Here is a 25,931-nt window from a genome sequence, read left to right on the forward strand (position 1 = left end):
CCAACCATGCCCAAGACCATTCTCGTGGTCGATGATGCCGCCACCATGGTCATGAGCCTCAAGGCCAGCCTGGAGATCGCTGGTTTCAAGGTTGAGACCGCCAATGATGGCGTTCAGGCCATCGACAAGCTCAAGAGCGGCGTCAAGCCGGATCTCATCATCACCGACATCAACATGCCGAACATGGGCGGTATCGAGTTCATCGGCAAGGCGCGCGCCCTGCCCGGCATGCGCTTCATACCAATCCTGGCACTGACCACCGAGAGTCAGCAGGCCAAACGCGACGAGGCTAAGAAGCTCGGCGCGACCGGCTGGCTGCTGAAGCCGACCAGTGGCAGTGATCTGGTCAAGGTCATCAAACAGGTGCTGCCGGGTGCTTGAGCGGCTGTCGCGCTGGCTCGCGTCGCGCAGGCTGCCCAAGCTCGACCGGCTGCGTGAGATCGCGGCCGCCTTGCAACCGCCCGCGGAGGCGACTCGCAGCCAGCATTTTCGTCGTCTGCAGTTCATCACGGCGGGCGCGATCGGGCTTGGCACGCTCCTGCTCAGCGGTGTGGTTTACCTGGGCTACCCCTGGTCACAACACCTGGCGCGGATGCTTTCCATCAGCGATGCGCTCGCCTTGGCGGTGCTCGTTGGCGCCCTGCTGTTGCTTACCCTCGCCCTCACTACCGTGCTGCTGTTTCGCGCCAGCTTCGGTATCCTCAACCGCGAGCAGGAAGGACTCAGCCACCAATTCGACGATGCCCAGCGCACGCTGAGCGCCAGCGCCCATATCGATGACGCCCTGCAAGATCAGCTGCAGCTCGCGGTGAGCGATAGCGAGTCCTCGACGCTCACCCTGATCACCCGCGTCAATGATCTGAATAGCTCTGCGCGCAAACTGCTCGACTATCTGCAGCATTCCGACACCAACGCTAGCGATATGGCCTCGGACATCCGTGAGGGTGTTGACGAGATGAACAAGATCGCTAGCTTTGTCCAGCAATTGCCGGACAAGATTCGCCAAAACAATCAGGCCGTCGAAAGCATCTTCACCGAGGTCAAGCATCTTGAAGGCCTCGCCGGATCGATTAAGTCGATCAGCCAGCAGACCAACATGCTATCGATCAATGCCGCCATTGAGGCCGCCCGCGCCGGCGAGGCCGGACGCGGCTTCGCCGTGGTTGCCGCCGAGGTTCGTAGGTTGGCAACCCGCTCGTCAGAAGCCGCTCATACCATCGAATCCGGTCTCGATCACGCCCTAAGCGCGGTGCAGAAAAGCCTCAACGAGAGCGATCTGGCCAACGCCAGCCACGAGCTAGAACAGGCCAATCAGGTCGCCGAGGCCTTCGAGAAGCTTCAGCACAGCTACGAGGACATGCGGCAGTTCTACAAGACGCTGTTCGCCGTGGTGACCCGACACAACACCGAGCTGGCCGAGCAGATTGCCGATATGCTCGGGTTGTTGCAGTATCAGGATGTCGAGAGTCAGCGTTTAACGCGCATCAACAACACGCTCATGCAGCGCCAGGCGCTTTATACGGCGGTGACCCAAATCAGTGTCGATGACAACCCAGAACCCGATAGGCTGCAGCAGCTCACGGATGCCTTGCAGCAGTTGCTGCAGGAGTATCTCGAAAGCGAGGCTCGGCATAGCCACCCAGATCATGCCAGCGCCGAGACCGAGGTTGATACCGGCCCACGCATCGAGCTGTTCTGAGGCCGACCGCGCTGCTTCCACGTCTCCACTAGGCCTTTATCATGACCCCGTCACTTTCCCAGGTCCTAAAGCACCGTCAAGACGAACTGCTCGAGCACTGGTTACGCGATCTCTCCCAGACCTCCTCCGACGGCAGCTTCAGCAGCGCGCATCCGGAGCTGATCGAACCACTGCGGGAGCTGTTCTATGTCCTCATGACGCAGCTCGATCAAGCCGCCTCGCGGGAGATCTCACTAGCAACAGATCAGCCATCCAGATTAGAGCGTGAACAGCAAACGGCACTGGAACCACCGTTGAAGCAGTTGGTCGCCGAACAGGCCCGGCTGCAGCGCAGCCTCTCCGATACCCTTGGCTTCCTGCTGTATCTGAAACACCTGCTGTTCAAGGCGCTGTTTGCCGCTGCTGACCAAGCTGTCGAGGAGCGTTCGATCCTGTGGCTCGACCACTGCTTCGAGCAGATTGCACGGCAGACCTTCGATCTCGCGCTCGCCCAGCGCGATCGCTATATCTCCGAGCAGAGCATCTCGATCATGGAACTCTCGACCCCGGTGCTGCGGCTCTGGCATCAGATCCTGCTGCTGCCGCTGGTCGGCGTCATCGATACCGGCCGTGCCCGCCAGATTACCGATCATCTGCTTGAGGCCATCGCCAAGTACGAGGCGCGAGTGACAGTCATCGACCTCACCGGAGTGCCGATCATCGACACCAGCGTCGCCCAGCACATCATGAAGACCATCGATGCCGCGCGTCTGCTCGGCAGCCGCGTGGTGCTCACCGGCATCAGCCCCGAGGGGGCGCAGACCCTGACCAAGCTCGGCATTCGCTTCGGCGATGTCATCTCGCGTGCCAGCCTGCGCGCCGGCATCGCCGAGGCCCTGCTGATCACCGGCAAGCGCATCGCGGCGATGGAGGCCAGCCCGCGATGAAGATCCCGATCCTGCGACTGGGGCGCATCCTCCTGGCGTCCATCCAGGAGGATCTCACCGACACCGAGGCCATGCAGTTCCAGTCGGACCTGGTCAACGAGGTCGCCGAGATCGAGGCGCTTGGCGTCGCCGTCGACATCACCGCGTTGGACGTGGTCGACTCCTACATGGCGCGCGTCATCAACGACACCGCCAGCATGGTGCGCCTGCTCGGCGCCGAGGTCGTGATCTGCGGGGTACAGCCCTTTGTCGCCATGACCCTGATCGAGATGGGCCGCGACTTGATCGGCGCCGATTGCACCTTCAACCTAGATCAAGGCCTGGAACAGCTCAAGACACGCATCGCCAGTCGGGGTGACATTCGCTTCGCCGGTGACGAGGATGAATGAGCCAGCACCCGCCGAGCGTATCGCCATCCGTAGCCATAACGACATCGTCACCGCTCGCCATGCCGCGCGCGAACATAGCGCGCGTCTGGGCTTCGGCCGCGCCTATCAGACTCGACTTGCCACGGCGGTCTCGGAACTCACTCGCAACGTCATCCAGTACGCCGGCGAGGGCAGTTGTCTGATCGAGGAGCACGCCGATGAGGATGGCTGCAGTATTCGGGTCAGCGTCGAGGATCACGGCCCTGGCATCCCCGATCTGGCCCTGGCCCTGGCCGATGGCTTCAGCACAAGCGGCGGACTTGGCGCAGGTCTCCCTGGCACGCGTCGCTTGGTGGATCATTTCCAGATCAGCTCAGAGCCGGGACTGACCCGTGTCGTCATCAGCATCCGCAAAGCCCGCTGAGATGGTTGACCTTCCCGCGCCGAGCGAGGAGTGTGGCAGCCGTCGCTTCTCGATCCAGACCGAAGCCGACGTGATGGCGGTCGCACGTGGCGCGCGACAGCTCGCCGAGCATCTCGGCTTCAGTCAGGTGCGGGCCTATCATCTGGCCACCGCGACCTCAGAGCTGGCGACCAATCTGGCCGTCTACGCTGGTGGCGGCATGGTGCAACTGCACGTCATCGAAGATCCCGCGAAGGCAAACCGTATCGGCGTCGAGCTTCGCGTTGAGGATCAAGGCCCGGGTATTCCGGATCTAGCCCTCGCGATGACCGAGGGCTTCAGCACCGGCGCGCGTCTTGGCTGCGGCTTGCCCGGCGCGAGTCGCCTGATGGATGAGTTTAGCATCGACACCTCGGCGCACCAGGGCACCCGCATTCGCGCTGTCAAATGGCGCCAGCCAGCGCTGCTACCGACAGCGCCCATAAGCACAGAAGCCGGCTCGCTCGCACCCACGCGGACAGCACCATGAACGCCAGGCTGGCCAATCTAGGTTTGGCCTTGCGACCGATGCCCGGCGAATCGGTCTGCGGCGATCAGGTCGGCGTCTGGTCAGATGAGTCGCCACTTCGGCTCGCCCTGGCCGATGGCCTCGGGCATGGCCCAGGCGCCCATCAGGCCGCAGCTCGCGCCATACAGATCCTGAGCGCCCTGCGCCACTTACCCATCGACGCCCGTTTTCAACGCTGCGATGAACAACTGCTCGACAGCCGTGGCGTGGCACTGGCGCTGGCCGACATCGATCTCCAAGCTCACTACCTGACCCATGCCGCGGTCGGCAACATCCGCTCGCTGCTGCTGCGCCAGGGACGGATCACGCGGCTCGGTGGCGCGCGCGGCATCGTTGGCGCACACTTCCGCAACCTCTACCTGGAACAGCATGACTTTCTACCTGGAGACTGGTTGGTGATGTTCTCTGACGGCATCAGCGAAGGCGCCCAGATCGCCGATGCGCTGCAGGATGCCGAACCCAACCAGGCCACCGCGGAGGCCCTGCTCGAGCGCTGGGCGAGTCCGCACGACGATGCCTCCCTCCTCATCTACCAGCATGCCTGAAGCCCCCGTCCAAGCCGACGCAGCGCCGCCGGACAGCATCGCAGCTCGCTACGCGCGGCTGCTACACCGGGCCGTGCTCAGCGATGATCCGCTGGTGGTCGAGACTGCCCTTGCCGAGGCCGCCGAGCTCGGCCGCGAGATGATGCGCGCAGAGATCCCACTCGAAGAGGTGAGCGAGGTCCATCACGAGGCGCTAGTCGACCTCGCACAGGCGCATCCGCAACTGACCCTGCCGAGCATCGCGCACCGGGTCACGGCGCCGCTGATGGAGGCCTACATGGCCTACAGCCTGAGCTTTCGCGAGCAGCTTGAACATCGCACCAGCGTCATTCTCAACGCCCGCATCGATCAGATACGTCGCCTGGAATCGATCGGCACCCTAGCCGCCGGCGTCGCGCATGAGTTCAACAACATCCTCGGCAGCATCATCGGCTTTAGCGAGTTGCTCACCGATGAGGTCGATCAGACCTCTCCTGGCGGCCAATACCTGCAGCACATCCTGCAAGCGAGCTTTCGGGCGCGCGACCTCACCGCGCGTCTGCTGACCTTTGCCCGTGACATGCCCGAGGTGCGCGAGCCAGTGGATGTGGTGCCGGTCGCCGCCGAGACGCTCGAGTTGCTGCGCGCGACCCTGCCGGTCGGCATTCGCCTCGTGCTCGAGCCGTTGGTCCCGCAGGCTTGGGTGATGGCCGACGCGAGTCAGATCCAGCAGATCATCATGAACCTCTGCATCAATGCCGCCGACGCCATCCAGGTGCGCGATGGCCGCATCCAGGTTGGCATCGAAACCCGGGTGGAGAGTACGCCGACCGAATGGCTTGGCGAACATTGGACCGAGCCGCCAAACGACCCGCCTAAGACGCAGGTTCGCTTGAGCGTGAGCGACAACGGCGAAGGCATGACGATGGAGACAAGAGCGCGCATCTTCGATCCTTTCTTCACTACCAAGGCGCCCGGCAAGGGCACTGGCCTCGGCCTCTCGGTGATCCATGGCCTAGTGACCAGCATGGGCGGTACCATCAGCCTAGACAGCACTCCCGGCCTCGGCACCCGCTTTAGCATCGATCTGCCAGCACTCACCGGGACCTTCGAACCGGGAGCACTTGACGAAAACGCCCGCGAGGCGCCGGGCCCAGCGACAAAAGACGACGAGCCATGACAACGACCCTGATTGTTGACGACGACGAACTGTTCCGCACCATGCTCGAAGCCATGCTGCACAAGGAGGGTCATCAGGTGCTCAATGCCATCAACGGCACCCAGGCCCTTGCGCTGTTGGAGACGGAATCCCCCGATCTGATCATGACCGACATCCTGATGCCAGATGGCGATGGCATCGAACTGATCTCCGCTCTCAATCAACAGCAACGAGACATCCCAATCATCGCCATGTCTGGCGGCAGGCGCTCAATCAGCCTGGAGTTCAACCTCGAATCGGCCACACTGATGGGCGTTAAGGCGACGCTGCCGAAGCCGTTCACGCGCGACAACCTGCGCCAAGCGCTCGCCGACGCGCTGCAACCATGACCACAACCGCAAGCGCTGGCGAGACGCCTGGTCCCAGCGTACTGGCGGTGGCGAATCGCAAGGGCGGCACCGGCAAGACCACCACGGCGGTCAACCTGGCCGCCGCCTTCGCCGCCGCTGGCAAACGGACCTTACTGATCGATCTGGACACCCAAGGCCATTGTGCCTTCGGGCTGGGTCTGCGGCCAGCGCCGGGGCAGCTCAGCGCCCATCACCTGTTTGCCGAGGCACCACCGACGCTGGCCGAGCTGTGCCGCACGACAGCCTGGGAGGGGCTCGATCTGGTTCCCGCCAGCACCGACTTTCGCCACGGCAACATCCGCGATGATGACCAAATCCTGGCCCGCGCCCTCGCCGAGTCGGCGATCAGCGAGCGCTACGATCAGATCATCATCGACTCACCACCCTCGCTCGATCACCTGCTGTTCAACGCCCTCTCGGCCGCGCACTGGGCGATCATCCCGTTCGTGCCGCATCCACTCGCCGGCGAAGGTGTCAAACAGCTCTCACGGGTCTTCTTCCAGGTCGCCCTGCGCACCAACACCCGACTGCGCCTGCTCGGCGTGCTGCCGGTGATGCTCGATACGCGGATCGGACAGCATCGGCTGATCCGCACCCAGGTCGCGGAGCAATTCGGCGAGCAGCGCGTCTTAGGTGGCATCCGCAACGACATCAAGCTCGCCGAGGCCTTCGCCGCCGGCCAGCCGGTGCGCCACTACGCCCCGCGCAGCCGCGGCCAACAGGATTATCAGCAGGCGTTTGAGGCGATCGAGGCCTGTCTGCGGACAGCGGTTGGATAGTCCTGGATAGTCCGGCCCGAAGCCAATACAGCAAAGGCAAGCCATGCGCCTGACGCCGATACAAATCGAAGCCATACTGCGTATCGTCTCCGAACATGCCGGCCATTCAGCGCGCACCTATCTGTTTGGCTCGCGCCTCGATGACCGAGCGCGTGGCGGCGACCTCGACCTACTCGTCGAAACCGCAACGCCCATGCCATTGCTCGAGCGCGCCCGCTTGCAGCTCGACTTGGAAACCCAACTCGGACTGCCGGTGGATCTGATCGTTGACGATCATGACAGGGCGGCCTCGCCATTTCAGCAACTCGCCCGCGCTCGCGCCCAGCCCTTGAGACTGCCGACATGACCATACCACCGCTCGTCGCCGAACAGCGTCACCTCGCCGGTCTGCTGGAAGCCATTCAGCGCTGCGTCTACTTCCTGCAAGCCTCACGCGCCAAAGCCCCCTGGCCGCTCCAACCCGAAGAGCTTGCCGCGCGTTACAAAGAGATCGCGTTATTCGAGACGCTCGCCGCGATGAATGAGCGGTTCGCGAAATTGCAGGATACCCTCGGCGCGGCCATGCGCCACGCCTACCTGCTCTCCGGCGAACCGGGAGACACCTTCCTGAAGATGCTGGCCTTCTACGAAAAAATCGGCATTCTCGACGCGCTGACCGATTGGCAGCTGTGCCGGGCGACACGCAACCTGGCGGCGCATGCCTACGAGACTGACTACGCGGCGATCGCGGAACACTTCAACACGCTGAATCGGCTCACACCCATGCTCTATGGCGTCGCCGCACGCTTCGTGGACTACTGCGACAGCGCCTTGGACGTGCATCCCTTGTCAGAGAGTTTTGCCGCTGAGTTCCGGGCGACCACGGAGCCAGCCAGGCGCGCGCCGCCTTTGAATCCCTGATCCGAGAAGATACCGGTTGTGGCCCCCTTGAGACGAGCGGGTTAGCATCCTGCGCCCCGCCCGGAAGGACGACGCCTATCGTGCGCTTGTTCAATCAAGCGTGCAGGCACCCTCCGCGCAACGCTGCCGAAAGCGGCGCTCAGCGAAACGCTGATAGCCCCATTCCAGCGGCTGCGTCAGTCGCAGCCTGGTCACCAATCCTGCCAGTAGATACCAGCGCGGCAGCCGCTGCCAGATCGCGACGAAGGCCTCAACGCCGCTGAGCAAACGGCCATCAGACGCTTGGACATGCAGCCGACGCATCGCGCTTGGCAGATCCAGCCCCGCACCTGCCAAGGCATCGGCTTCTTGGGTGATATCGATCCACTGAATCCGACCGTCACGGTCGATTTTGCGATAATGGGCGATCTCACGACTGCACAGCGGACAGCCGCCGTCAAAGAACGTTTTCAGCTCGGTCATGGTCAATCAGTAGAGGCTTGGCTTCGGATATCCATTGAGATTGCGGCCACTGCGTGGAGATCAACGTTTACCCTATCTGAGACCAACCCGGCCCGGCTCTAGCCAGCACAATCCAGCACCGCCCAGCCCAGGCCAGTTGAACAGCCAGAACTCTGCCGCCTCGTTATCAGTCCATCAGGATGTCCTGCCGATGCGCCCTATCCTCATCGCCATTCTGTTGAGCCTACTCACCGCCGGCTGCTCTAGCGTGCAGTTGGCCTACAACAGCGCTGACTTCTTCATCGAGCGCTATGCCGATGACTACCTGGGGCTCGATGGCGCCCAGATGCAGCACTGGTCGCCCCTGCTCGAGACAGCGCTTGAGCGCCACCGCGCCGAGGAGCTGCCCTATCTCGCGAGCTTCTTCGCCCAAGCGGCACAGGATGCTCGCCAGGGCTTCACCAGCGCCAAGATCGACTGTCTGTTCGATCAGTTCGAGACGCTCTATCAGCGCCATTTCCGCCTCGCTTCGGCGACCGCGGCGCCGCTCCTCGCCAGCCTGTCTCCGCGGCAGATCGATCGCCTCGCCGAGACCTTTGTCGAGGAAGACAAGGAAGATGCCGCCAAGGCTGGCGCCGAGGAGGCCGCGCGCCGCGCCCGCAAGCGAGCTGAGCGTTACATCGATCAGATGCGCTGGTGGTTCGCCGATCTCAGCTCAGCACAACGCGGGCTGGTGGCCGATGTGGCACGCCGCATCCCAGATACCGCACCCGCTTGGTACGCCTACCGCGCGGCCAAGCGCAACGCGCTGATCAAGCTGCTCAGGGGTGGGGCCTCGCAAGCGAGCATCGAGCAATTCATGATCGACTGGCTCGTCGACTACCGCGACCTGCCGAGTTCTTTGGCCGAAGCACAACCGGCACTTCGCAATGCGTTCGCCGACCTGCTGCTGCGCCTGCAGCCAACCCTGAGCGACGCGCAACGCGAGCGCTTCATCGGCCGACTCGAGGGACTCGAACGCGATTTCATGCGCTTACAAAAAACGCCAAGGCTGGCGCCGCTGCACTGCGGTAGCGGCTGAAACGCCACCGAAGGACATGCGCTTGAACCGCGACCATCGGTATGATCAAGTCGCCATTAACAAGTCGCCGCAGAGGCCATCGACATCTGTCTGCGGGCGCGCGTTTGCATGAAAGCCAAGGCGTTGATTCAGTCGCCTACAGCGATACCATCATCAAGCTCTAAGTGGACCTTTGTCGATACACCGATTTGTCAAGCCGTTTCATCAGGTAGTAGCCGCCGAGCAGCGTCGCAAGCAGCGCGGCCATACCGATCATGTACATGGCCGGATCACCCTTGCCTTCGAGATCCAGCACCACGACCTTACGCGCCAATGCGGTGATGGCGATCAGTAGCATCATCTCCACGTGGACGGACTTATCGACCATGTACATGTAAATACTGGCCATCAGCTCGACGGCGATCAGCACGATCAGGAACATGCCGAAGACCTCGAACAGTTCGTCGAGGCCAAGCAGAAAGCCGTCGTTTTTGACGATCATCACGTCTTTGTAGAGGATCACGCAGAGTTCGATCAGTGCGAGTACCGAGACGCCGGCAATCAGAATCAGCAGCACAAAGGCGAGGCCACGCTCGAAGTTGTGGAACGCCGCGTGCAGGAGGGGGTGTTTCGGCTTTGGCTTAGCGGCGCCAAAGAGATCCAGCGGCGGTAGCTCGGCAGCCGGACGACTGCTGTCCTGCCCGCTCGATAGCCGTTCCGCGTCTGCGCCTAGGCTAGGAGCGCCACCACCGGCGGGGATGATGCGGACCAGAGCCCCAGCCTGCGCAAAGGCGGCGTGGAGTCGCGACGCGAGCGCGCTATCGACTCCTCGTTTGACGGTCACCGGCGTGCCGTTGAAGAGTTGGGCGACGGCCTCGTCAGAGAGTTTGAATAGGTCTTTGATCTTTGCCCGGGCTTGGCCGGGTTTGGTTCCTGGCGTTAATTCACCAGCAAATTCGAGGTCAAAGCGCGTGCTGCTCATGATGGATGCTCAGCGGTCCTCTTGTGGGCGCATGTGCGGGAACAGTAGCACGTCGCGGATCGATGGGGCGTCGGTGAACAACATCACCAAGCGATCGATACCGATCCCTTCACCCGCCGTCGGTGGCATGCCGTGCTCGAGCGCGCAGATGTAGTCGGCATCGAAGTGCATGGCCTCGAGATCGCCAGCCTCTTTGTCCGCGACCTGCTTGCGGAAGCGCTCGGCTTGGTCCTCCGGATCATTCAGCTCGGAGAAGCCATTGGCGATCTCGCGGCCACCGACGAAGAATTCGAAGCGATCGGTGACGAACGGATCAGCATCGCTCTGTCGTGCCAAAGGCGAAACCTCGGTCGGATAAGCGGTGATGAAGGTCGGCTGCATCAGCCGCGATTCGACGGTCTTCTCGAAGATCTCGATCTGCAGCTTGCCCAGGCCATAGCTGTCCTTGAGATGGATGCCAAGACGCTCAGCCACAGCCCTCGCGCGCTCCACCGAGTCCAGATCTTCGGCGCTCAGGTCTGGATTGAATTCGAGGATCGACTCGCGCACGCTCATGCGCGCGAACGGCTGCGCGAAGTCGTAGGTCTCGCCCTGATAGTGGATTTCGGTGGCTCCGAGCACGCGCTCGGCGAGCTCGCGCAAGAGCGTCTCGGTGAGATCCATCAGGTCGTGGTAATCCGCATAGGCCTGATAGAGCTCGAGCATCGTGAATTCGGGGTTGTGCCGGGTCGAGAGGCCTTCATTGCGGAAATTGCGGTTGATCTCATAGACACGCTCAAAGCCACCGACGACTAAGCGCTTGAGATACAGCTCGGGCGCGATGCGCAGAAATAGCTGCATATCGAGCGCATTGTGATGGGTGACGAAGGGCCGCGCGACCGCACCGCCCGGGATCGCCTGCATCATGGGCGTCTCGACCTCGAAGAAGCTGCGCTGGTTGAGGAAATCACGGATCGCCTGAACCAGCTGGGTGCGCACGCGGAAGGTCTCGCGCGTGGCCTCGTTCATGATCAGATCGAGGTAGCGCTGGCGATAACGGCTCTCGGTATCCGCCAGCCCGTGCCATTTCTCCGGCAGTGGCCGCAGTGACTTGGTCAACAGCCGCAACTGCTCGACCTTGATCGACAGCTCACCAGTCTTGGTCTTGAACAGCTGGCCAGAGACGCCAACGATATCGCCGATATCCAACTCCTTCTTGAACCAGGCATATTCATCGATACCGATCAGGTCGCGCTGCACGAACAGCTGGATACGCCCACTCATATCCTGCAGATGCGCGAAGCTCGCCTTACCCATCACGCGCCGGCTCATCAGCCGGCCCGCAACCTTGGCGCGCACATTACGGGTCTCTAGCTCAGCGCCATCCATCTCGGCATAGTGCGCATGCAGCTCACCAGCCACAACGTTGCGCCGAAAATCATTCGGAAAGGCCGTGCCACCCTGCTCGCGGATGGCGTTGAGCTTCTCGCGGCGCTGAGCGATCAGCTTGTTTTCATCCTGATCCGGCATGGCAGGCAAATGGTTTTCGTCGTTCGACTTCGTCTGGTTCATAGGTCCAACAGGTTTCTCACATGGGCAGTGGCGGCAGCCCTATTCGCTTGGAGGGCGAATAAGCGCACGTTCTACCCGCTGAATGGTCACGCGTGACGGGCTCTCGCGCTCTAGCGTACCGCTCGGCACCCGCACTGCCGGTCTTCGCGCCCTTTAGGCTCCGGTTCTTTATCTTCGCCGCTTGACGAGTTGGCGACTTGGCGTCGACTTCAGCACGCCTCAGCGGCACGTCAAAGCCCGCTCTTGAGGCTCGCTTCGATAAAGGGATCAAGGCCGCCATCGAGCACCGCCTGGGTGTTACCAGTCTCGACATTGGTGCGTAGATCCTTGATCCGGGATTGATCCAACACATAGGAGCGGATCTGACTGCCCCAGCCGATATCGGACTTGCTTTCTTCTAGCGCCTGCTGCTCGCTGCGGCGCTTCTGCATCTCCAACTCATACAGCTTGGCCTTGAGCTGCTTCATTGCCTGATCTTTATTGGCATGCTGCGAGCGGCCATTCTGGCATTGGGTCACGGTATTGGTCGGCAGATGGGTGATGCGCACCGCCGATTCGGTTCGGTTGACGTGCTGACCGCCAGCACCGGAGGCCCGATAGACATCGATGCGGAGATCGGCCGGATTGAGCTCGATCTCGAAGGAATCGTCGATCTCAGGGGAGACGAACACCGCCGCAAACGAGGTATGGCGTCGATTGCCAGAATCGAATGGCGACTTGCGCACCAACCGATGCACGCCGGTCTCGGTGCGGAGCCAGCCGAAGGCATGGTCGCCCTGCACTGACACCGTTGCCGACTTGATCCCCGCCACATCGCCCGCCGAGACCTCAGTGAGCTCGGCCTTAAAACCGTGTGCCTCAGCCCAGCGCAGATACATGCGCAGCAGCATCTCGGCCCAGTCCTGCGCCTCGGTGCCGCCAGAGCCGGCTTGGATGTCGATAAAGGCGTTCTTGGGGTCCATCTCGCCGGAGAACATACGCCGGAACTCGAGCTCAGCGACGCGCTTCTCGTAGCCTTGCAGATCAGCGACCACCGCCGCGACGGTCTCGACGTCTTCTTCATCGGCGGCCATGGCCAAGAGGTCATCGGCGTCAGCAAGGCCAGCATCGAGCTCACGCACGGTATCGACCACGGTCTCCAGCGAGGCGCGTTCGCGGCCGAGCGTTTGTGCTCGCTCGGGGTCGGACCAGACCTCGGGCACTTCGAGTTCGCGCAGAACCTCGGTCAGGCGCTCTTGTTTGCCGGCGTAGTCAAAGATACCCCCTAAGGAGCTCGAGGCGCCCCTTGAGGTCGGCGATCTGAGCGCGAATCGGGTTGATGTCTTCCATGGGGGTCTCCGCAGGATGAAAGCCATCGATTGTACCCCAGCCCGGACCTCAGCCGCAGAGCAAACCGGCCATGCCCTATCGATCGTCTATACTGGGATCAGGCCCTAATGCTGAGAGGGAGTGTTCGTCTCATGGCTCGTCTTCCCCGCTTTGTGCTTCCTGGTTTTCCGCAGCATGTGATTCAACGTGGCAACAATCATCAGGCGATCTTGCGCGATGAGGAGGACTACTGGTTCCTCTGGGGTCGGCTCTGCGATGCCGCGGCCAAGTTCCAATGCGACATCCACGCCTATGTGCTGATGCCAAATCATTTCCATCTGCTGCTCACGCCTTGGCAAGAAGACAGCATCGGCAAGCTCATGCAGTACACGGGCCGCTATTTTGTGCAGCATGTCAATGGCCGCTATCGACGCAAAGGGACCCTCTGGGAAGGCCGCTATCGAGCAACCTTGATCGATCCCGAAGCGTTCTTGTTGCCGGTCAGTCGGTACATCGAGACCAACGCGGTACGCACTGAGTTGGTCAATGCGGCGGAGGATTACGACTGGTCCAGCTATGCGGCCAATGCGCTTGGGCTTGAGGATGAGCTGACTACACCGCATCAGGTCTATCGAGCGCTTGGCGACAGCTTGGCGCAGCGGCAGCAGGCCTACCGCGCGTTGTTCGAGTATCCACTCAGTCAACCGCTGCTGGAACGCATCAGGGCGGCGACCAACAAGGCCTGGGTGCTCGGCAATGAACGCTTCTGTCAAACCATTGAAGATAAACTCAACCGCAGAGCAAAACCTCGGCCGCGCGGCGGTGATCGCCGCTCGGCTGCCTACCGTCGTGCATTAGAGCAGCCAGCGACCTTACACTAGAGCGTCTGGCCAGCCGTCTGAGAGAAGCCCATGTCGAAGATCCACGTCGCGCGACCGCATCATCTCGGGCTTGAGGCCGCGCGCGCCGAGGTCGAGCGCATCGCCGCCCGCGTCCGCGACGAGTATGGCGCGGACTATCACTGGAGCGGCGATGTGCTGTACTTCAAACGGTCAGGCATCTCGGGACGGATCGCTGTTGCGCACGATTCCATGGACCTGACGATCAAGCTCGGCCTACTGCTGAGCGCGATGCAAGGTCAGATCGAAGCCCGGTTAACGCGCAAGATCGACGAGGCGCTCGCCCGCTACGAACCCAAACCACGAACAACCTCTGACAGCTGATCAATCACCGCAAGACGCCAATGGGGCGCCAGTCAACCATTAGTCGCTGTCGAGAAATATTTTCGATCGCACTGACTGTACAGTCATTTTTTTCTTCGATCATCTTGTTTTTCTGATCCGCTCAGCCTATCCTTCTTCGCAACAGGGGGATGCTGGTGCGGGGGAACGGTGCCTGCACGCAGGCACCGGCACCAGTGCGCTTTTCATGCGGCAGGCTTAACCACGCATCGAGGCAATGCGATGAGCGGGCAACAAGAGACTGGATTTTGCGGAGCCGAGGACGGGAGGCAGGTTGGCCAGATCCAGAGGGTCAACCGTCGTCAGTTCGTCAGCGTCTTAAGCGGGGCGTCCGCCGCGCTGCTGCTCGGCGCCACGATGCCGAGCGTTGCAGCACGTCAATCACCCCTGCAGAGCCAGTTGGTTCGATTAGTGAAGCAACAGCGCGCTCAGGGGCTGATCCGCTCTGACGAAAAGACATCCTGGTCAGTCTACGACTTCACTGGTCGCAAGAAACTGGTCTCGATCAATGAGGACGCGCCGCGCCAAGCGGCGAGCATGTTGAAGCCGTTCGTTGCCCAGGCCTTTTTCTACACGATGGAGGAGCGCGGCTCGAAACTGCGTTACACCGGCTCGGTGCGTGACAGCATGGAGGCGATGATCCGCAACAGCAGCAACACAGCAACCACCGAGCTGATGCAGATTGTGAGCCGATACAACGGCGGTAACGGGCCTAAGGACGTCGAGCGCGTCCTCAAGCGCCATGCTCCAGGCGTGTTCCAACAAACCAGCATCGTCGAGTACATCCCGGCCAACGGGCGCACCTACCGAAACCTAGCCTCAGCGCACGATTACAGCCGCTTCCTCTGGGCGCTCTGGAACAACCGAATGCCGAACGCCAATGAGGTCCGGAACCTGATGGGGTTGCCCAACCACGACCGCATCACCAAGCGGGTCAAGGGCATGCCGTCGAACATCAAGGTCTATGACAAGACCGGCTCAACGGCGATGTTGTGCGGCAACATGGGCATTATCGAATGCTATGACCGCCGCGGTCGACCACGTCCCTACACCTTCATCGGCATCATTGAGAAGAGCCAGCGCACCGACTATTATGGAACCTGGATCACCAACCGCAGCAACGCAATGCGTGAGGTGTCGAGCTTGGTCTATAACTACATGCAGCAGCAGCATCAGTTGGTCTGAGCGCAGCTCACAGCCCGTTACCGAGATAGGCTAATCAGAAAACAGACTGATCAGAATGCTCAAAGCGACTTAAGCATGAGAGCCTAAGTCGCCGATGCGTAGATCAAGACTTGGGGTCGAACGAGCCTAGGTCGCGCAAACCCAAGACATCCTGCATGTTGAATTGGCCACGCTCGCGCTCGGCGATCCAGCGCGCGGCTCGGCAGGCGCCGCGGGCAAAGGTCATGCGGTTTGTTGCCTTGTGCGCGATCTCGACACGCTCGCCGTCAGCAGCGAACCAGACGCTGTGCTCGCCAACCGTGTCACCGGCGCGGATGGTCTCGAAACCGATGGTCTGACGCTCGCGAGGACCGGTCTGACCTTGGCGTCCGTAGACGGACACCTCGCCGAGGTCGCGCCCGAGCGCGTCGGCAATCACCTCCCCCATTCGCAGTGCGGTGCCGGAAGGGGCATCGACCTTGTGCCGATGATGGGCCTCGATGATCTCGATGTCGACATCGTCGCCCATCACCCGAGCGGCGAGATCTAAGAGTTTGAAGCAGAGATTGACCCCGACGCTCATATTCGGCGCCAGCACCACCGCCGTGTCGATGGCGGCCTCGCTGATGGCCTCGCGCTGCTCAGCGGTGAGGCCGGTAGTACCAATCACCATGCGGCAGCGTGCATCGCGACAGAGTTCGACGTGATGCATGGTCGCCCGCGGCGTAGTGAAGTCGATCAGGACATCGAAATCCGCCAGCACCTCGTCGAGGTCTGGGCGGATGGCAGCGCCGATATGGCCGATGCCCGCCAGCTCCCCGGCGTCGACACCGACTAAAGCGCTATCCGATTGCTCGGTGGCTGCAGTCACGCGGAGACCTTCGGTCGCTTGCACAGCCGTGATCAGGGTGCGTCCCATTCGGCCACCGGCACCAGCGACGGCTACACGAATCGATTCCATTGATCTTCTCCCGGGCTAGAGCCCCATCTTCTCGAAAAAGTGCTTGACGCCGTCGAGCCATGAGCTGGACTGGGGGCTGTGGTGCTTACCTCCCGCGCTCACGCTGTCTTCAAACTCATGCAGCAGCGCCTTCTGACGATCCGTGAGGTTGACCGGGGTCTCGACGATAACGCGGCAGAGCAGGTCACCCACCGGACCACCGCGCACCGGCTTGACGCCCTTGCCGCGCATCCGGAACAGCTTCCCGGTCTGGGTGCCAGCCGGCACTTTAAGCACGACCTTACCGTTCAGGGTTGGCACCTCGAGTTCACCGCCCAACGCGGCGGTGACGAAGCTGATCGGCACTTCACAGAATAGATGGCTGTCTTCACGCTTGAAGATTGGGTGATCTTCAACCACGACCTGCACGTACAGATCGCCCGGCACGCCGCCATGCTCGCTGGCCTCGCCCTCGCCAGCCAGGCGGATGCGGTCGCCCGTGTCGACACCAGCGGGCACCTTCACCGACAGCGTCTTCTCCTCCTTTAGCCGGCCAGCGCCACGGCAGTGGCGGCACGCCTCTTCGACCACCTTACCGGTGCCGCGACACTCCGGGCAGGTCTGCTGGATGGAGAAAAAGCCTTGCTGCATCCGCACCTGGCCAACGCCATGACAGGTCGGACATTCCTTGGGACGCGTACCAGGCTTAGCGCCGCTGCCGCCGCAGTGGTGACATTCGACGGTGGTCGGAATACGGATCTTGACGTCCTTGCCGGCAACCGCCTCCTCCAAGGTCAGCCCAAGGTCGTAACGCAGGTCCGCGCCCCGTGCGGTGCGACGCCCGCCTCCCCGGCCGCCGAAGATGTCACCAAAGACATCACCGAAGATGTCGGAAAATCCACCGCCAGCGAAGTCTCCAGGACCGCCACCATAGCCGCCCTGACCGCTCACGCCAGCATGCCCGAACTGATCATAGGCACTGCGCTTGCGGGGATCGGACAAGACGTCGTGTGCCGCCTTGGCCTCCTTGAACTTGGCCAAGGCATCAGCGTCATCCGGATTGCGATCCGGATGATATTTCATAGCGAGACGCCGAAACGCCTTCTTGATGTCCTGCTCACTGGCATTTCGGCTCAGGCCGAGGACGTCGTAGTAATCGCGCTGGGACATTCGCGTAATCGGTCAGTCGTTAGGAAGAAAAAAACGAAACGGCGCGTGAGCCTGCGCCCACACGCCGCAGCCCGGGCCGAAGCGCGGGCGTTGGGGACGTTGGGCGACTTAGTGCTTGTCGTCTTTAACCTCTTCGAACTCGGCGTCGACAACGTCGTCTGCATCGGCGGCCTTGGCGCCCGCGCCACCCGCATCAGCAGTCGCGCCATCGCCACCAGCAGCACCCTGATCCTGCGAGTAAAGACGCTCAGCCATCTTGCCGGAGGCCTCGCCGAGGGCCTTGGTTAAGGACTCGATCTTGTCCTTATCTTCGCCCTTCATCGCCTCTTCGAGCTCCTTGATGGTGCTCTCGATACGGTCTTTTTCACCGGCCTCGAGTTTGTCGTCGCCAAGCTGTTCCATGGATTTCTGCGTCGCATGGATCATCGAGTCGGCCTGGTTGCGGGCGCTAACCAGCTCGTGGAACTTGCGGTCGTCCTCGGCATGCGCCTCGGCATCCTTGACCATGCGCTCGACCTCATCGTCCGAAAGACCTGAGCTGGCCTTGATGACGATCGACTGCTCCTTGCCGGTCGCCTTGTCTTTAGCGTGCACGTTGAGGATGCCGTTGGCATCGATGTCGAACTTGACCTCGATCTGGGGCACGCCGCGCGGTGCCGGCGGGATGTCCGAGAGATCAAACCGACCCAGCGACTTGTTATCGGCCGCACGCTCGCGCTCGCCTTGCAGCACATGCACGGTGACCGCGGTTTGATGATCGTCGGCGGTCGAAAACACCTGGTTTGCCGAGGTCGGGATGGTGGTGTTCTTCTCGATCAGCTTGGTCATGATGCCGCCGAGGGTCTCGATACCGAGCGACAGCGGCGTGACGTCGAGCAGCAGCACGTCTTTGACGCCACCACCGAGCACCCCGCCTTGGATCGCGGCGCCAACCGCAACCGCCTCGTCAGGATTAACGTCCTTGCGCGGGGCCTTGCCGAAGAACTCTTCGACCTTGGCTTGCACCTTGGGCATGCGGGTCTGACCACCGACCAGGATGACCTCATTGATGTCGCCAGCGCTGACGCCAGCATCCTTCAGCGCCGTGCGGCAGGGACCGATGGTGCGATCGACCAGATCCTCAACCAGCGACTCGAGCTTCGACCGCGTCAACTTGACGTTGAGATGCTTCGGACCGGTCTGATCGGCGGTGATGTAAGGCAGATTGATATCGGTCTGCTGACTCGATGAGAGCTCGATCTTGGCCTTCTCGGCCGCCTCTTTCAGGCGCTGCAGCGCAAGCGGGTCGTTGTGCAGATCGACGCCCTGCTCCTTCTTGAAGGTGTCGGCGAGGAAATCGATGATGCGCAGATCGAAGTCCTCACCGCCAAGGAAGGTGTCACCATTGGTCGAGAGTACCTCGAACTGATGCTCACCTTCGATCTCGGCGATCTCGATGATCGAGATATCGAAGGTACCGCCACCAAGGTCGTAGACTGCCAGCTTCTGATCGCCACGCTTCTTATCCATGCCGTAGGCGAGTGAGGCTGCCGTCGGCTCGTTGATGATGCGCTTGACGTCGAGTCCAGCGATACGGCCAGCGTCCTTGGTCGCTTGGCGCTGCGAGTCGTTGAAGTAGGCCGGAACCGTGATCACCGCCTCAGTGACCTTTTCCCCGAGGTAGTCCTCGGCGGTCTTCTTCATCTTCTGTAGGATCTTCGCCGAGATCTCGGGCGGCGCCATCTTCTTGCCGTTGGCCTCGACCCAAGCGTCACCGTTGTCGGCCTTGACGATCTTGTACGGGACCATGTCCTTGTCCTTACCGACCACCTGGTCTTCGAACCGGCGCCCGATCAGGCGCTTGATCGCAAACAGGGTGTTGGCCGGGTTGGTGACGGCTTGGCGCTTGGCCGATTGACCGACAAGCACCTCGCCATCGCTGTTGAAGGCAACGATACTCGGCGTGGTGCGATCGCCCTCGGCATTCTCGATGACCTTAGGCTTGTCGCCTTCCATCACCGCAACGCATGAATTAGTCGTCCCGAGATCGATACCGATGATCTTTCCCATGGTCTGTCTCCAGTAGTAAATCTGTTTTGCTGTTCGTCGTCGGCTGGGCCAACCCAAATCCGCTCATTGGCGCACAAATTGGGGCAAAACCCTGCAATTCTCAAGCGTTCGAAAGACTCCAGCGCTGGCCGGCGCGTCGCTTTCAAGACGCTGATTGATGTCGCGCAATCAGGCCGCCTGCGACACCATCACAAGTGCTGGGCGCATCAGTCGGCCATTGAGCAAGTAGCCGCTTTGCACCACGTTCACCACGGTATTTGGCGGCACATCAGAGCGTGGCTGCATTGCCATCGCCTGGTGATAGTCGGGATTGAACGGCTCACCGTCAGGGTCGATCCGCTCGACGCCGAATTTGGCCATCACATCGCGCAAGAGCTTCAGCGTCAGTTCGGTGCCTTCGCGCAGCTTGGTGACGTCCGCATCCGGGGCATCAGCAGCTACCTGGCCGAGCTCGAGGCTATCGCGCACCTGCAGCAGTTCCTTGACGAAGGAATCCAACGCAAACTTGTGCGCGTTCTCGAGTTCCTTCGCTTGACGCCGCGCCATATTCTCCATCTCGGCACGGACACGCAGAATCTGGTTGTGGGCATCATCGGCCCGCGCCCTCGCATCCTCAAGGAGCATTGTCAGCTCGGCGGGATCCTGCTCTTTTGCTTGCGCCTGGGTCGCGTCGATATCCTCGGCCGGCTCACTCGTCGCCTCAGCCGACTCAGCGCTTTCAGTCTGCACCGTCGCGCCGGGTTGCTGCTCTTCTTGCTCCGTCGTCATCTCTTCACTCTCCCCGGGCCAGTGTCAGCACATCGACTGCAGCGCAGTCTGCATCCCCGGCCTCTGCCATGTTTGGTTGATGAGTTGTTGCGGGTCAACGACCGCGAAGGGCTGCTGCGAGCAGCTTTGCCGTGACGTCGACCACCGGAATCACCTGCTGATAGTTCATGCGTGTCGGGCCAATCACGCCGAGCACGCCGAGTACCTGATCCTCGACCCGGTAGGTGGCGGTCACCACGCTACAGTCGTCGAGCAATTCGTAGCCAGATTCCTCGCCGATGAAAATCTGCACCCCTTCGGCCTCGATACAACGATCGAGCAGATCCAGGATCTGCCGCTTCTCGGTAAAGGCGTCGAACAACGCCTTGAGCCGGTCCAAGCTGGAGAGCTCGGTAAACCCCATGAGATTGGTCTGACCGGCAATCATGACGTCGTCCTTGTGCTCAGCCGCCTCGACAACGCGCTGCGCCATCATCACCGCGCGCATCATCAGCTCATCCATGTGTGCATGCGTCTGTTTCAGGTCAGCCATCAGCTGGCGGCGCACTTCGCGCATCTCATGGCCGTTGAACATCCGCGTCAAGAAGTTCGACGCCTGCTCCAACTGTGACAGTGACAACAGCTCCCCCGTCTCGAGGATACGGTTGTGTACCTCGCCATCGCCCGTCACCAAGATGGCTAAGACCCGCCGTCCGGAAAGCTGCACGAACTCAATCTGCCGAAACACATCACGCTCATGCCGCGGCACCATCACCAGCCCGGCCAAGTGAGTCACCCCAGATAGGGCTTGAGACGCTGTTTGGATCAGACTGACAGTATCGGTCGTGCGCGCGAACTGATCGCGCAACTTCGACACATCCGCCTCGGTCAGCGGCGACACCTTGAGCAGACTATCGATGAAGAGTCGATACCCTGACGCCGTTGGCACCCGGCCCGCCGAGGTATGTGGCGACGACACCAGCCCCATGTCCTCAAGGTCCGACATCACATTACGCACCGTCGCTGGGCTCAGATCGAGGCCCGTATCGCGGGCCAATGTCCGCGAACCTACGGGCTGCCCATCGCGAATGTGACGCTCGACGAGCACCTTGAGAAAGTGCAGTGCCCGTTCGCTAACTTGGCCTTCAGCAAAGCGGCCACTGGCTCGAGAGTCCATTGACACGAGATTTTCACTCACTGGAGACTGAACGACACCTTAAACTCTCATGGCGCGGCGCCACCCTAGAACATCAATCGCGTGAGATTCAGGTTCAGGGTCCCGGACAAGAATCGGCTGTTAGCACTCTAATCGATCGAGTGCTAACACGAGCAATCTAAGGTGCTGGCCGAATGATGTCAAGAACCTCCACCCAGTTCTTGCAACTGATCTTCCAAGCGATGCGGCCATTAGCGACCGTTAGCGACCGTTTAGCCGACGTTCACTGTTCGAATGCTAGCAAGCTCGGCAGAGCTTGCCCTGGCAGCGACGAGTGCCGACGGATGTGCCTCTGCTCACAAGTCACCGTTTCGTTTTGGCTAACGAGCTCAACGGGGCTCAACGGGGCTCAACGCTGCCACAGCATTGGCGTGCGCGATGCCGCGTGCTAACGTTGGCGCCACTGATCGCAGCGGCCAGCCATGCGCGTCGGCCCAATGCTCCCATTGGGGTCTCGATCATCGCCTCGGCCAGCCGATCGTGCCTGCGCATTCAGGGCTTACAGCCCAGGTATCGTTAGGCCACGATGGCCTAACGCAGCGCCCTACGGGCCCGAGTCGCTGGCGTGATGATCAAGCCCCTCCATCGTTCATGCCTGCCCAGGATTGCTCGCCCCCATGGCCTGGTTTCAAAACGTCGGCATCATCGCCAAACAGCATGACGATGCGCGTGTTGCCACAACAGTCGCACGCGTCGTCAGTCTGCTCAGCGCGCGCGGTGTCCGCACCTACGTCGAACAGAACACGGCAGCGTTACTGCAGCGTTCCGATGGCAGCAATATTGATGGCATCAGTATCGATGCCATCAGTATCGATGCCATCGGCGAGCGCTGCGACCTGGTGCTCGTCGTCGGCGGCGACGGCACCTTTCTGCACGCGGCGCGCATGCTGTCAGAGCATGATGTCGCCTTGGTCGGCATCAATCTCGGACGGCTCGGATTTCTGGTCGATATCCTGCCCGATGAGATCGAGCCCCGCCTAGAACAGATCCTCAGCGGCGCCTATGATGCCGATACACGCATCCTGCTGGATGCCCGGATCGGCGATCAGGCGAAACCGGAGCGTGCACTGAATGATGTGGTGATTCACAAATGGAACTCGGTGCGCATGATCGAATTCGAGACCTATCTCGACGGTCAGTTCGTCAACGCCCAACGCTCCGACGGATTGATTGTCGCGACTCCAACCGGCTCCACAGCCTACGCCCTCTCGGGCGGAGGCCCACTGCTCAACCCACGACTCGACAGCCTGCTGCTGGTGCCGATCTGCCCGCACACGCTGAGTAATCGGCCGCTCGTCGTGCCGGGCAGCAGTCGCATCGAGATCCGCATCTGCAACCTGGAGCCCGAACAGGTGCGTCTGACCTGCGACGGCCAAGTTGACTTGCCGCTAGAATCCGACAGCAGCATCCAGATCGAGCGCAGTCGCCGCCGTGTGCGGCTGCTGCATCCACAAGATCACAACCACTACCGCATCCTGCGCGCCAAGCTCGGCTGGGGCGGCCATACGCACTCGGATAACCCGTGCTAACCCAGATCACCGTTCAAGACCTGGTCATCGTCAGCCGGCTCGAGCTCGAATTGGCAGCGGGGATGACTGCGCTGACGGGCGAGACCGGCGCCGGCAAGTCGATCCTGATCGATGCACTTGGGTTGACCCTAGGCGACAAGGCCGATGCGAGCCTGATCCGCAGCGGCTGCGAGCGCGCTGAAATCAGCGCCGGCTTCGATGTCACCAACAATGCAGCTGCGCAAGCCTGGCTCGCTGAGCAGGCGCTCGAAGATGACCACGATTGCCTGATCCGGCGTGTGCTGGTACGCAGCGGACGCGCGCGTGCTTACATCAATGGCCGCGCGGTAAGCAGTACGCAGTTGCGCGAACTCGGCGAGCGGCTGGTCGATATCCATGGACAACACGCGCATCAATCACTGCTGCGCGCCACCGCTCAACGCAGCCTGCTCGATGGCTATGCCGATCATCAACCACTCACTGCCGAGGTTGCCGCTCGCTATCGGCACTATCGGGAGCTTGATCAGCGCTGGAAGACCCTCGAGGCGGCGCGGACCGAGCGCGAAGAACGGCTGGAGCTGCTGCGCTTTCAACTGGAAGAGCTTGCCGCCCTGGAGCTGGGCGAGCACGAACTCGATGAGCTCGATGCCGAGCAGCGTCGGCTGGCCAACCAGGGCGAGCTACAGGCCACTGCCGCGACCCTGGTCGATCTGCTCTATGAAGGAGAACCGTCGCTGCGCGACAGCCTCGGCCGCGCGAGCGCTGACCTCAACAGCCTCAGCGCGATCGATCCTAGCCTGAGCGAGACGCGCGAGTTGATCGATGGCGCGACGGTGCAGATCGAAGAGGCGGCGGCCAACCTTCGACACTATCTCGACGGTCTCGAGATGGACCCCGCCCGCCTTGGGGTGGTCGAGCAGCGCATCGGCCGTATCCATGATCTGGCGCGCAAGTATCGTATTAAGCCCGAACAGCTGATCACCTTTACCGCCGAGCGTCACGACGAACTCGAACGCTTGGAGCAAGCCGATCAATCACTCGACGCGCTCGCCGCCGAGCGCACGCAGGCCCGCGAGGTCTTGCTCGAGTGTGCCGAGGCGCTGAGCGCGTCGCGGCTTGAGGCGGCGGCTCGCCTCAGCGCCACCGTGAGCGCGGCAATGCAGGATCTCGGCATGACCGGCGGTCGCTTTCAAGTCGAGGTCAGCACCGGCTCGGCCGAGCTGATCAGCACCCAAGGACTCGACAGCATCGCCTTTCTGGTCAGCGCCAATCCTGGCCAGCCATTGCAGCCGCTCGCCAAGGTCGCCTCCGGCGGCGAGCTCTCGCGCATCAGCCTCGCGATTCAAGTCGCGACCGCCGAGATCGGCGGTATCCCAACCCTGGTCTTCGATGAGGTCGATGTCGGCATTGGCGGTGGCGTTGCCGAGATCGTCGGTCGCCTACTCCGACGTCTAGGTGAGAACCGGCAGGTGCTCTGCGTCACCCATCTGGCGCAGGTCGCAGCGCAGGCGCATCAGCATCTACGGGTGAAGAAATCCGCTCGTGAAGAACAGACCTTTACCGAGATCAGCGTACTGGATACCGAACAGCGCATCGACGAGGTGGCGCGCATGCTAGGCGGCACTGAGATCACCGAGACGACGAAGGCGCACGCGGCCGAGATGTTGGGGAGCAAGCTGTAAGCGGCTCAGGCCGATAGACCCGCCGCCAAATACCCTCGACATCAACTATTTGGCCGAACCTCTACCGTCCACTCGATTGCAAGTACCGTACACTCGGCTGCAAGCTCACGCGGCACATTCAAGCGGTTGTGCAATTTCAATGAGTTGCGTTCCAGTAGCTGACGAAATCCGCAACCTGGGCTGGCGTTGGCGCACTTAGCCAGGGGACGACACCAAGACAGGGCGCGGGCAGCCGCTCACGCAGGGTCGCCAGATTCTCATCCGCGGCGGCCATAGCCGGGTCGATCCGGTTCGCGACCCAGCCGGCGAGTTGCAGGCCCGAGGCTTGGATCGACTCGGCACTCAGCAGCGCATGATTGAGACAGCCAAGCCGCAGACCGACCACCAGGACCACCGGAAGGTCCAGTGCGCTTGGCAGATCAGCCAGCGTCAGACCTGGGCCGAGCGGCACCCGCCAGCCGCCGGCGCCTTCGACCAAGACCCAGTCTGCCTGGGTTGCCAAACGTTGGTATGCAGTCTCGATCAGATCGATCTGAATCTCGACCCCCGCTTGCGCGGCAGCGATGTGTGGCGCAATCGGCGGCGCGAAGGCATAGGGGTTAATCGCCGCATAGGCGAGCGGCTTTGACCCTTGAGCCTGAATCCGCAGCGCGTCTTCATTGCGCAGACCATCCGGCGTCTGCACACAACCGGCAGCGACCGGTTTCATCCCTAGCACGCTGAACCCACGCCGCTGCAAGGCCGCCATCAGCCCAAGCGTCACCTCGGTCTTGCCGACCTCGGTATCGGTGCCGGTCACGAAGAGCCCCCGCGCTTGAGACTGAAACGTTCCCTGGGCCTGCGCTGAGCTGTTCACTATCGCATCACTCATGCCTTGGGTCTCATCAGGTTGATCTCATGGTCTTAAATGCCACTAGCACGCCGCTCCCCGTGGGCGGACGCCATCCCCTGCGAGCGAGGAAAGCGATCAGCGACCCGCGCTTGGGAGAAGCGGACGCAGGTCTTTGACCAGGGCGAAACCGTTCTACGCCTAACTGACGCACCTTAGAAGCACTTACCCTCGGATCTGGACATTTCCGCGCGTCTGGTTCAAACTGCCGGGCAATGTTGATTGGCGAGGCGGCGCGATGAACCTG

The 25,931-nt window shown here is 61.7% G+C and carries 28 protein-coding genes; 18 read left to right on the plus strand and 10 right to left on the minus strand.

What is annotated here, in order from left to right:
* The first annotated feature begins 6 nt into the window (after positions 1-6).
* From CCR96_RS20365 to CCR96_RS20420, 12 genes are read left to right on the plus strand one after another with little or no spacing between them, the layout of a single operon-like run.
* Positions 7-381 carry a response regulator gene (locus tag CCR96_RS20365; RefSeq protein WP_201222915.1) on the plus strand — a complete coding sequence of 125 codons (375 nt, stop codon included), beginning with the start codon at positions 7-9 and terminating at the stop codon, positions 379-381.
* The gene (locus CCR96_RS25390) at positions 374-1,699 is read left to right on the plus strand and encodes a methyl-accepting chemotaxis protein (protein WP_201222917.1); all 1,326 of its coding nucleotides are present in this window, start codon (positions 374-376) and stop codon (positions 1,697-1,699) included. Before CCR96_RS20365 ends, CCR96_RS25390 begins: the two co-directional genes overlap by 8 nt.
* Positions 1,700-1,740: 41 nt before the next feature.
* On the plus strand, positions 1,741-2,625 hold the full coding sequence (locus CCR96_RS20375; protein ID WP_201222919.1) for an STAS domain-containing protein: 885 nt from the start codon (positions 1,741-1,743) through the stop codon (positions 2,623-2,625).
* Positions 2,622-3,014: an STAS domain-containing protein gene (locus tag CCR96_RS20380; RefSeq protein ID WP_201222921.1), complete on the plus strand. Its 393-nt coding sequence runs from the start codon at positions 2,622-2,624 to the stop codon at positions 3,012-3,014. Before CCR96_RS20375 ends, CCR96_RS20380 begins: the two co-directional genes overlap by 4 nt.
* Positions 3,007-3,417, plus strand: a complete 411-nt coding sequence (locus CCR96_RS20385; protein WP_201222923.1) for an anti-sigma regulatory factor — start codon at positions 3,007-3,009, stop codon at positions 3,415-3,417. Before CCR96_RS20380 ends, CCR96_RS20385 begins: the two co-directional genes overlap by 8 nt.
* 1 nt (position 3,418) lies before the next feature.
* A complete protein-coding gene (locus CCR96_RS20390) occupies positions 3,419-3,925 on the plus strand; it encodes an anti-sigma regulatory factor (RefSeq protein ID WP_201222925.1) in 507 nt (168 codons plus the stop codon).
* Positions 3,922-4,509 carry a SpoIIE family protein phosphatase gene (locus CCR96_RS20395; protein WP_201222926.1) on the plus strand — a complete coding sequence of 196 codons (588 nt, stop codon included), beginning with the start codon at positions 3,922-3,924 and terminating at the stop codon, positions 4,507-4,509. Before CCR96_RS20390 ends, CCR96_RS20395 begins: the two co-directional genes overlap by 4 nt.
* On the plus strand, positions 4,502-5,668 hold the full coding sequence (locus CCR96_RS20400; protein WP_201222928.1) for a sensor histidine kinase: 1,167 nt from the start codon (positions 4,502-4,504) through the stop codon (positions 5,666-5,668). The genes CCR96_RS20395 and CCR96_RS20400 overlap by 8 nt, the downstream gene beginning before the upstream one ends.
* Positions 5,665-6,036, plus strand: coding sequence for a response regulator (locus tag CCR96_RS20405; RefSeq protein WP_201222930.1), 372 nt, complete (start codon positions 5,665-5,667; stop codon positions 6,034-6,036). The genes CCR96_RS20400 and CCR96_RS20405 overlap by 4 nt, the downstream gene beginning before the upstream one ends.
* The gene (locus tag CCR96_RS20410; protein ID WP_201222932.1) at positions 6,033-6,836 is read left to right on the plus strand and encodes a ParA family protein; all 804 of its coding nucleotides are present in this window, start codon (positions 6,033-6,035) and stop codon (positions 6,834-6,836) included. The genes CCR96_RS20405 and CCR96_RS20410 overlap by 4 nt, the downstream gene beginning before the upstream one ends.
* Before the next feature lie 43 nt (positions 6,837-6,879).
* On the plus strand, positions 6,880-7,182 hold the full coding sequence (locus CCR96_RS20415) for a nucleotidyltransferase domain-containing protein (protein WP_201222934.1): 303 nt from the start codon (positions 6,880-6,882) through the stop codon (positions 7,180-7,182).
* Positions 7,179-7,736, plus strand: coding sequence for a hypothetical protein (locus CCR96_RS20420; protein WP_201222936.1), 558 nt, complete (start codon positions 7,179-7,181; stop codon positions 7,734-7,736). The genes CCR96_RS20415 and CCR96_RS20420 overlap by 4 nt, the downstream gene beginning before the upstream one ends.
* A gap of 90 nt (positions 7,737-7,826) precedes the next feature.
* Here the strand turns inward: CCR96_RS20420 and CCR96_RS20425 are convergent, their stop codons facing one another.
* Positions 7,827-8,198: a thiol-disulfide oxidoreductase DCC family protein gene (locus tag CCR96_RS20425; protein WP_201222938.1), complete on the minus strand. Its 372-nt coding sequence runs from the start codon at positions 8,196-8,198 to the stop codon at positions 7,827-7,829.
* 190 nt (positions 8,199-8,388) lie between these two features.
* Here CCR96_RS20425 and CCR96_RS20430 point away from each other — a divergent pair, with 190 nt between their 5' ends.
* A complete protein-coding gene (locus CCR96_RS20430) occupies positions 8,389-9,258 on the plus strand; it encodes a DUF6279 family lipoprotein (RefSeq protein ID WP_201222940.1) in 870 nt (289 codons plus the stop codon).
* A 160-nt stretch (positions 9,259-9,418) separates the two neighbouring features.
* On the opposite strand, the gene CCR96_RS20435 is transcribed toward CCR96_RS20430, so the two are convergent.
* The 3 genes from CCR96_RS20435 to prfB all read right to left on the minus strand — a co-directional run bounded on the left by CCR96_RS20435 (position 9,419) and on the right by prfB (position 13,099).
* Complete coding sequence (locus tag CCR96_RS20435; protein WP_201222942.1) at positions 9,419-10,219, minus strand: phosphate-starvation-inducible PsiE family protein; 801 nt, start codon at positions 10,217-10,219, stop codon at positions 9,419-9,421.
* Between the two features lie 9 nt (positions 10,220-10,228).
* On the minus strand, positions 10,229-11,770 hold the full coding sequence (lysS, locus tag CCR96_RS20440) for a lysine--tRNA ligase (RefSeq protein ID WP_242519243.1): 1,542 nt from the start codon (positions 11,768-11,770) through the stop codon (positions 10,229-10,231).
* A gap of 230 nt (positions 11,771-12,000) precedes the next feature.
* A protein-coding gene (gene prfB / locus CCR96_RS20445; RefSeq protein ID WP_201222944.1) for a peptide chain release factor 2 occupies positions 12,001-13,099 on the minus strand; the annotation gives its coding sequence in 2 pieces (ribosomal slippage) (positions 12,001-13,023 and positions 13,025-13,099; 1,098 coding nt in all).
* A 131-nt stretch (positions 13,100-13,230) separates the two neighbouring features.
* Between prfB and CCR96_RS20450 the strand changes: the two genes are divergently transcribed.
* From CCR96_RS20450 to CCR96_RS20460, 3 genes are all read left to right on the plus strand, one after another.
* Entirely contained in the window at positions 13,231-13,959 is a 729-nt protein-coding gene (locus CCR96_RS20450; RefSeq protein WP_201222946.1) for a transposase, read from the plus strand.
* Positions 13,960-13,989: 30 nt separating this feature from the next.
* On the plus strand, positions 13,990-14,301 hold the full coding sequence (locus CCR96_RS20455; RefSeq protein ID WP_201222948.1) for a polyhydroxyalkanoic acid system family protein: 312 nt from the start codon (positions 13,990-13,992) through the stop codon (positions 14,299-14,301).
* A 240-nt stretch (positions 14,302-14,541) separates the two neighbouring features.
* Positions 14,542-15,504, plus strand: a complete 963-nt coding sequence (locus CCR96_RS20460) for a serine hydrolase (protein ID WP_201222950.1) — start codon at positions 14,542-14,544, stop codon at positions 15,502-15,504.
* Positions 15,505-15,607: 103 nt separating this feature from the next.
* On the opposite strand, the gene dapB is transcribed toward CCR96_RS20460, so the two are convergent.
* From dapB to hrcA, 5 genes are all read right to left on the minus strand, one after another.
* A complete protein-coding gene (gene dapB / locus CCR96_RS20465) occupies positions 15,608-16,444 on the minus strand; it encodes a 4-hydroxy-tetrahydrodipicolinate reductase (protein WP_201222952.1) in 837 nt (278 codons plus the stop codon).
* A 15-nt stretch (positions 16,445-16,459) separates the two neighbouring features.
* Positions 16,460-17,593, minus strand: coding sequence for a molecular chaperone DnaJ (dnaJ, locus tag CCR96_RS20470; RefSeq protein WP_201222954.1), 1,134 nt, complete (start codon positions 17,591-17,593; stop codon positions 16,460-16,462).
* Between the two features lie 108 nt (positions 17,594-17,701).
* Positions 17,702-19,642 carry a molecular chaperone DnaK gene (gene dnaK / locus CCR96_RS20475; protein ID WP_201222962.1) on the minus strand — a complete coding sequence of 647 codons (1,941 nt, stop codon included), beginning with the start codon at positions 19,640-19,642 and terminating at the stop codon, positions 17,702-17,704.
* A 168-nt stretch (positions 19,643-19,810) separates the two neighbouring features.
* Complete coding sequence (grpE, locus tag CCR96_RS20480; RefSeq protein WP_201222964.1) at positions 19,811-20,410, minus strand: nucleotide exchange factor GrpE; 600 nt, start codon at positions 20,408-20,410, stop codon at positions 19,811-19,813.
* A 94-nt stretch (positions 20,411-20,504) separates the two neighbouring features.
* Positions 20,505-21,566 carry a heat-inducible transcriptional repressor HrcA gene (gene hrcA, locus CCR96_RS20485; protein WP_201222966.1) on the minus strand — a complete coding sequence of 354 codons (1,062 nt, stop codon included), beginning with the start codon at positions 21,564-21,566 and terminating at the stop codon, positions 20,505-20,507.
* 656 nt (positions 21,567-22,222) lie between these two features.
* Between hrcA and CCR96_RS20490 the strand changes: the two genes are divergently transcribed.
* Together CCR96_RS20490 and recN are read left to right on the plus strand one after the other, a co-directional pair.
* Positions 22,223-23,134: an NAD(+) kinase gene (locus CCR96_RS20490; protein WP_201222968.1), complete on the plus strand. Its 912-nt coding sequence runs from the start codon at positions 22,223-22,225 to the stop codon at positions 23,132-23,134.
* Positions 23,128-24,795, plus strand: a complete 1,668-nt coding sequence (gene recN / locus CCR96_RS20495; protein ID WP_201222970.1) for a DNA repair protein RecN — start codon at positions 23,128-23,130, stop codon at positions 24,793-24,795. The genes CCR96_RS20490 and recN overlap by 7 nt, the downstream gene beginning before the upstream one ends.
* A gap of 136 nt (positions 24,796-24,931) precedes the next feature.
* On the opposite strand, the gene bioD is transcribed toward recN, so the two are convergent.
* The gene (gene bioD, locus CCR96_RS20500; RefSeq protein ID WP_201222972.1) at positions 24,932-25,666 is read right to left on the minus strand and encodes a dethiobiotin synthase; all 735 of its coding nucleotides are present in this window, start codon (positions 25,664-25,666) and stop codon (positions 24,932-24,934) included.
* Positions 25,667-25,931 lie beyond the last annotated feature (265 nt).

The sequence above is a fragment of the Halochromatium roseum genome, from assembly GCF_016653315.1.
In the GTDB taxonomy this organism is placed as follows: Bacteria; Pseudomonadota; Gammaproteobacteria; order Chromatiales; family Chromatiaceae; genus Lamprobacter; species Lamprobacter roseus.